The following is a 6034-nucleotide window of genomic DNA, read 5'->3' on the forward strand; positions in this document are numbered from 1 at the left end:
AGCGCTGCCCGTTCAGCCCCGCCTCGACCCCCTCGTGGCAGGCCCTGAGGATGGCGTTGAGGTGCTTGTTGCACAGGCGCGATCCGGCGACGAGAGAGGCGACCTTCTGCTCCTCGATCACCTTCCAGTTGATGTACTCCTCGATGTCCGGGTGATCGGCGTTCAGCACGACCATCTTGGCCGCGCGGCGCGTCGTGCCTCCCGACTTGATCGACCCGGCGGCGCGATCGCCGATCTTGAGGAACGACATCAGCCCCGACGAGCGCCCGCCGCCGGAGAGCGACTCCCCCTCGCCGCGAAGGGCCGAGAAGTTCGTGCCGGTACCCGAGCCGTACTTGAAGAGGCGCGCCTCGCGGGTCCAGAGGTCCATGATCCCGCCCTCGTTGACGAGATCGTCGCCGACCGACTGGATGAAGCAGGCGTGGGGCTGCGGACGCTCGTAGGCGCTGTCGGACTGGCGGACGTCGCCCATGATCGGATCGACGTAGAAATGACCCTGAGGCGGCCCCTCGATCCCGTACGCCCAGTTGAGGCCCGTGTTGAACCACTGCGGCGAGTTGGGCGCGCAGACCTGCGTCGCCAGCATGTGGGCGATCTCGTCGTGGAAGGCGCGGGCGTCGTCCTCGGTGTCGAAGTACCGGTGCTTGAAGGCCCAGTAGGTCCAGCATCCGGCGAGGCGCCGGAAGACCTGGCGCGCGTCGCGCTCGCCGCCGGCGCGCTCCCCCTCCGGGAGGTTCGCGAGGGCTGTCTCGTCGGCGGCGGATCTTCGAAGCCACAGGGGGACGCCCGGCTCGTCGAGCATGCGCGTGAGGCGCGGGACCCCCGCCTTGCGGAAATATTTCTGCGCCAGGATGTCGACGGCGACTTGCGACCAGGTCGCGGGGACCAGGATGTCCCGCGCTTCGAAGACGGTGGAGCCATCCGTGTTGGTGATCCGCGATGTCCGGCTCTCGAACTGAATCCCTTCGAAGGGGCCGCGCTCGGCTGTCGTGAACCGCCGCTCGATCCTCATAGGTCCGTCCCTCCCCCAACCCCGCTTCGGCAGCGCCGCGTCCGCCGTCATGCTCTATAGATGAAGGCCGTTCAGGCTATTTCGAAGCATTTCGATGACTTGGGCCCCCCGTGACGTTGACCGCTATCCATCGCGTCCAACATCCGGGGGCGAAGCGGCATTCAACCACAATATCTTGCGATGTCAATAGCGCGAAGTGGCGATTTGGAGGCCATTCTCGGGGTCTGTTCACAAAGCAGGTAACCGCCGGCCACTCCCCGGTCGTCCGTCCCGTCGCGCGAGTGGCCGGGAGGCCACGCCGGCCGGGACTCTTCGCCTGACACATCACGCCTCGCCCCGCACGTCCGAAGAAATGACGAATGTTAGGCGAAAGTCGCGCCCGCGGCAAGGCTGAAAGAGGGAAGGACTGAAGCGTCAGGGCACGTCTTGCGCGCAGCGAATGCCGAGCGAGATCCCCTTGTACGTGGGGGTCTGCGAATGCCGGGCCGAGACGCGGAGGAAGTTCCCGGTGGCGTCCCAGGAGCCGCCGCGAAGGACGCGCGCCGTTCCCGACTCGGGCCCCTTCGGGTCCTTCGCCACTCCGGTCGGGGGGGCGTTCGGATCGCCGTACGCGTTCGGCTCCCACCAGTCGGCGACCCATTCCCAGACGTTCCCCGCCATGTCCTCGACGCCGTAGGGGCTCGCCCCCTTTGGGAAGGAGCCGACGGGAGCGGTGTGGGCGAACCCGTCGACGTAGTTGGGGACGATCTTCCATTTCGGATTGAGGCGCTTCACCGTCTCGTCGGCGAAATTCCCGACGAGAACCGGCCCCGGCGGCTCATTCCCCCATGGGTATCGCCGGCCGTCGCTCCCGCGCGCGGCGCGCTCCCACTCGGCCTCGGTCGGAAGTCGCTTGCCGACCCACGCGCAGTAGGCGTACGCGTCGAACCAGTTCACGCCGTTGACGGGCTTCACATCGGCGTTCCACTCCAGATCGTCCCACCAGAGGGCGGGGGGAGTGTGATCGCTCCCCGGGGGCTCGAGCGGCGAGCAGCTGTTCGGGTGGAGCGTCCGGGCGGCCACGACGAACTTCCTGTACTCCGCGTTGGTCGTCTCGAAACGATCGATGCGGAACGCCTTGACCGAGACCTTGCGGACGGGGCGCTCCTCGGGGAAGGCGACCATGTCGTTCGGATCGGCCCCCATCCGGAACTCGCCGGCTGGGACGAGGACGGTCACGGAGCCCGTCCCGGCGCCCGGCGAAGGAGCCGGCGAGGCGCCCGGTCCCGCGGGCGCCGAGACCGCGACCAGGAGGAGCGAGGCGGCGGCGACCGTCCACGGGATGCGCGCCAGAGGTCTCACGCCGGGCATCTTCGAGGCGCGCGCCGGCCGTGTCAAGGCGCGCTCACCCGATGACCCCCATGACGCGTGCCGTCAGCTCCGTGTGATCGACTCCCGCCGCGCGATCCATCTCGGCGAGCCAGGCGGGAAGCTCGACGCGCTTCCTGAACTCCAGCGAGTGAAGCGAGAGCGACTCGTCGCCGAGAGCCCGTTCCCAGAGAGACCACCACGGCGCGACGCGGCGCGCCACGGGCTCGACGATGACGAGGGGGCGGCTGGTGCGGCCGCCGATCATCAGATCGTGCAGCAGCGTCTCGCGCGAGGGTTCCGGGAGCTCGTTGAGCGTGTAGGCGAGGATGACCGCGTCGTCGCCGCGAAGGGGCGAGGCCGCCTCGGGGCGCTTCGACCGCCGGGCGGGGGGAGTCGAGGGGGCGGACCCGATCTTTAAGATGGCCGGGCGCGCGGCGCTCCCCCCCGCTCCCGCCGCTCCACCGAGATCGAGCCGGCGCGTCTCGCTGCGCAGGCCGAACGCCCGGTACGTCGCGGCCGCTTCGTCGAGGGGGAAGGATGCGCGATCGACTCCGACGATCTTGAGCCCCGGGGCGGCCGCGCCGCGGGCGGGGCCCGTCTCGAGCGCCGCCGAGAAGCGCTGCGCGAGCCCCCATGCGGCCCCTCCCACCCCGGTGCCGCAGCCGAGATCCCACAGACGCGCGAACGGGAGGGCGTCGAACTCGATCTCGCGGACGGCGTGGTAGATGGTCAGGAAGTGGAGCGGCGCGAAGAAGAGGGCGAAGCCGGCCCGCTTGCCGGCGCCGTCGAAGGCCCCGCCCCCCGAGGGAGCGAGCCGCCCCCTCCGCGCGACATATAAAGAGGAGAGGGCCTGCACCCCCTTCCGGATCTCGGGGAAGGTGAGATCGCGGCTGAACTTCTGCACGAGCGAGCGGTGCCACGCGTCGAAGATCTCGCGCGGTCCTTCATCGAGGTACGGCTCCATCGCGCCAGAATACATCGCGAGTGGCGGGCGTTAGAACAGATCGAGCTGAGTGGTCCCGTCGTCCGCCGGAGCGCGCCCCGTGACGGCGTCGAACGAGAGGCCGAGGTGAACGAGAACCGCCTCGGCGACGGGTCGGATCTGCCTGTCGATGTAGTGCTCGTAGTCGAAGGAGCCCGTGCGCGTCGCCGCGGGCTCCGGCCCGTTCGAGGTCATGACGTACTCGATCAGCCCCGAGGGCCTCCCCGGCATCAGCCGCGCCGCCCTCACATGCGGCGGCGTCGTCGCGGTGTACTCGGCGATGTCCTTCCGGAGCGCCTTCCGGTACACGAGGTGCTCGTCGTGGCGCCCGGCCCTCAAATCGTCGATGAACTCCCGCACGTACGCGGTCACCTCCTCCCCTCGGAACAGGCGCTCGAAGAGGCCGCGCTGGAAGATCTTCGCCGCCTCCGTCCAGTCGCGTCTCACCATCTCCATCCCCGTGAAGACGATCTCCTCGCGCCCGTTCTCCTCGACGAGCCCGGCGTAGCGCTTCCTCGCCCCGGCGGTGCCGTGCCTCACCGCCGGAAGGAAGAGGCGCAGGTACAGACGCTGGAACTGGAGCTCGAGGCGGCTCCTCACGCCGTGCGCCTCGCGCACGCGATCGGCCAGCTCGCGCGTCAGCGTCCCGGCGAGCCTCTCACCGAGAGCGCGCGCTCCCGCGGCCTCCGCGACCCCCGCGGCGACGAAGAGCGAGTCGGTGTCGCCATATAGGACGGCGTGGCCGGAGGACTCCGCCCGCTCCTTCGTCCACAGGAGCGTCGCGTGGCCGAAGTGCGTGATGGCGTTCGCGACGGCGGCGGAGTAGAAGCGGCACGCCGGCGTCGCGAGGACGCCGTAGAAGGAGTTCATGAGGATCTTCAGCGCCTGCGACGCGATCGCGTCGCCGCGGAGCCTCGCCGCCGCGCGCTCCGCGAAGAGGCGGTCGAGGAGGCCCGGGAGGATCGCCGGCTCGCGCGAGAAGCGCGCCCCGTTCGGCGCCACGATGAGGCCCGCGGCCGCCGCGCCCGACTTTCTCGGCCCAGGGCCCGCCGCGTCCTTCACGAGAGCGAGGGGATCGATGTTGTAGGTGCGGATGAGGCTCGGGTAGAGGCTCCGGAAATCGAAGACGAGGACATTCTCGTGGATGCCCGTCACCGGCTCGAGAACCGCGCCCCCGGCCGTCGGCTCCGTGATCTCGACGGAGCGGACGCTCGGCGCGACGAACCCGCGCTTGCGCAGCTCGTGGAGATAGAGGAAGTCGAACGACGCGATCGCCGCCGAGACGCGATCGAGCGGCATCCCGGTGAGGAGGCTCCGGCGCACGGCGAGATCGACGAGCCCGGCTTTAGCCAGGATCCCGCTCACGAGGCGCGCGTCGGTGAAGCTGTAGGCGAGGAAGCGCGGGAGGTCCTCGCGGTAGATCCGCTCGATCTCCTCGGCCCGGTGCTTCGAGCCAATCAGCTTCCCCTCGCCGAGGATCGACCGCGCCGCCGTCTCGAGGCGGTAGTCGTCGAGCTTCACGAAGGCGCCGCGAAGGAGCGCCATACCGTCGAGGACGACCCGCCCCGTGACCTCGGCCGAGGACGTGCGCATGAAGGAGTCGTCGAGGCGGAGGCGCGCGGGCTCTTCGGTCCGGCCGAGGCGGAGCGGGACCCCGACGCGGCGGCCCACCGCCTCGAGGACCCGGAGGTCGAAGTCGATGACGTTCCATCCGGTGAGGACGTCGGGGTCGGCGGCGGCGACGCGCGCGCAGAAGGCGCGGAGCAGCTCCGCCTCGTCGGGGAAGGAAGTCGCATGGAACTCCTCCCCTTCGGCGGGAGCCGCGACGCCCGCCGGAGCGACGTACAGCACCTCCGCGATCCCCGGTCCGTGCAGGCTGATCGCGTGGAGCTTCCGCCCTCTCGGATCGGTCTCGATGTCGAAGGAGAGGACGCGAAGAGCCGGGCTCCACTCGCAGGGAGCAAGGATGGGGCGCTCGAAGACCCGGCAGGCGGCGTCGCGCACGGCCGGCGCGGGGCGCGGGGTCCCGGGCCTCGTCGTCTCCGGAATCGGCTCGATGTCGACCGATCCCTTGATGCCGCGATCGATCAGGAACCGCATCGCGAAGCGGACATCCGCCTCGTACGTCTGAATGCCGTTCTCCGCCAGCCGGTCGCGAAGGGGGGGCGTTTCTTGTGGGGTCGCGACCTCGACGCGCGAGACCTTCCCGCCGTGCATCGCGCGCAGGTCCGTCGCGTGGACTCGAATCGCACCGAGCGGGCGGGCGCGCGCGACGTCGGCCGCCGCGATGAAGAAGTGCGGGACCTGGGTGTCGTCGCGGACGAGGAACGGATCGCCGGACTCGAGCCTCCCGTGGAGATGAACGACGGGCCGCCCGCCCTCGGTTCGATACGTCGGGTGCAGGATGAAGCCTTTCATGGGATTCGGGGAGAATTAGAGGGCAACCCCGGGAATCCGTCAACCGGCGGCGGGACGTCGTGCTACGATTCCGCCCCATGAGAGACACGGCTCGCACGCTGTCGCTTCCCGCACGCGCCGCGCTGGCCGCGACGCTCGCCGCGGCCACCCTGGGAGCGGCCGCGCCCCCGGAGGCCCCGTACGCCGATCCGAAGGGGGTCATCGCCGCCGCGCACCGCAAGCAGGACGACGACATCAAGGGGGCGTTGATGTCCCCCTTCACCGCCATCGAC

Annotated in this window: 5 protein-coding genes; 1 reads left to right on the top strand and 4 read right to left on the bottom strand. The window is 70.0% G+C overall.

What is annotated here, in order from left to right; genetic code table 11:
* The 4 genes from HY049_08995 to HY049_09010 form a co-directional block, all read right to left on the bottom strand.
* Positions 1 to 1012: vitamin B12-dependent ribonucleotide reductase (locus HY049_08995; GenBank protein ID MBI3449036.1), on the bottom strand; the 1012-nt coding region annotated here is incomplete at its 3' end.
* Between the two features lie 414 nt (positions 1013 to 1426).
* Positions 1427 to 2353, bottom strand: coding sequence for a formylglycine-generating enzyme family protein (locus HY049_09000; GenBank protein ID MBI3449037.1), 927 nt, complete (start codon positions 2351 to 2353; stop codon positions 1427 to 1429).
* A gap of 43 nt (positions 2354 to 2396) precedes the next feature.
* Positions 2397 to 3326: a hypothetical protein gene (locus HY049_09005; protein MBI3449038.1), complete on the bottom strand. Its 930-nt coding sequence runs from the start codon at positions 3324 to 3326 to the stop codon at positions 2397 to 2399.
* 30 nt (positions 3327 to 3356) lie between these two features.
* A complete protein-coding gene (locus HY049_09010; GenBank protein ID MBI3449039.1) occupies positions 3357 to 5762 on the bottom strand; it encodes a DNA polymerase II in 2406 nt (801 codons plus the stop codon).
* Between the two features lie 77 nt (positions 5763 to 5839).
* Here HY049_09010 and HY049_09015 point away from each other — a divergent pair.
* Positions 5840 to 6034, top strand: a 195-nt coding sequence (locus HY049_09015; protein MBI3449040.1) for a hypothetical protein, incomplete at its 3' end; no start/stop codon positions are given.

The organism is Acidobacteriota bacterium, from assembly GCA_016195325.1.
Lineage (GTDB): Bacteria > Acidobacteriota > Polarisedimenticolia > JACPZX01 > JACPZX01 > JACPZX01.

Coding starts and splice junctions, on each gene's coding strand:
- HY049_09010 (MBI3449039.1), bottom strand. CDS start 5,762: ATGAAAGGCTTCATCCTGCACCCGACGTATCGAACCGAGGGCGGGCGG.
- HY049_09005 (MBI3449038.1), bottom strand. CDS start 3,326: ATGGAGCCGTACCTCGATGAAGGACCGCGCGAGATCTTCGACGCGTGG.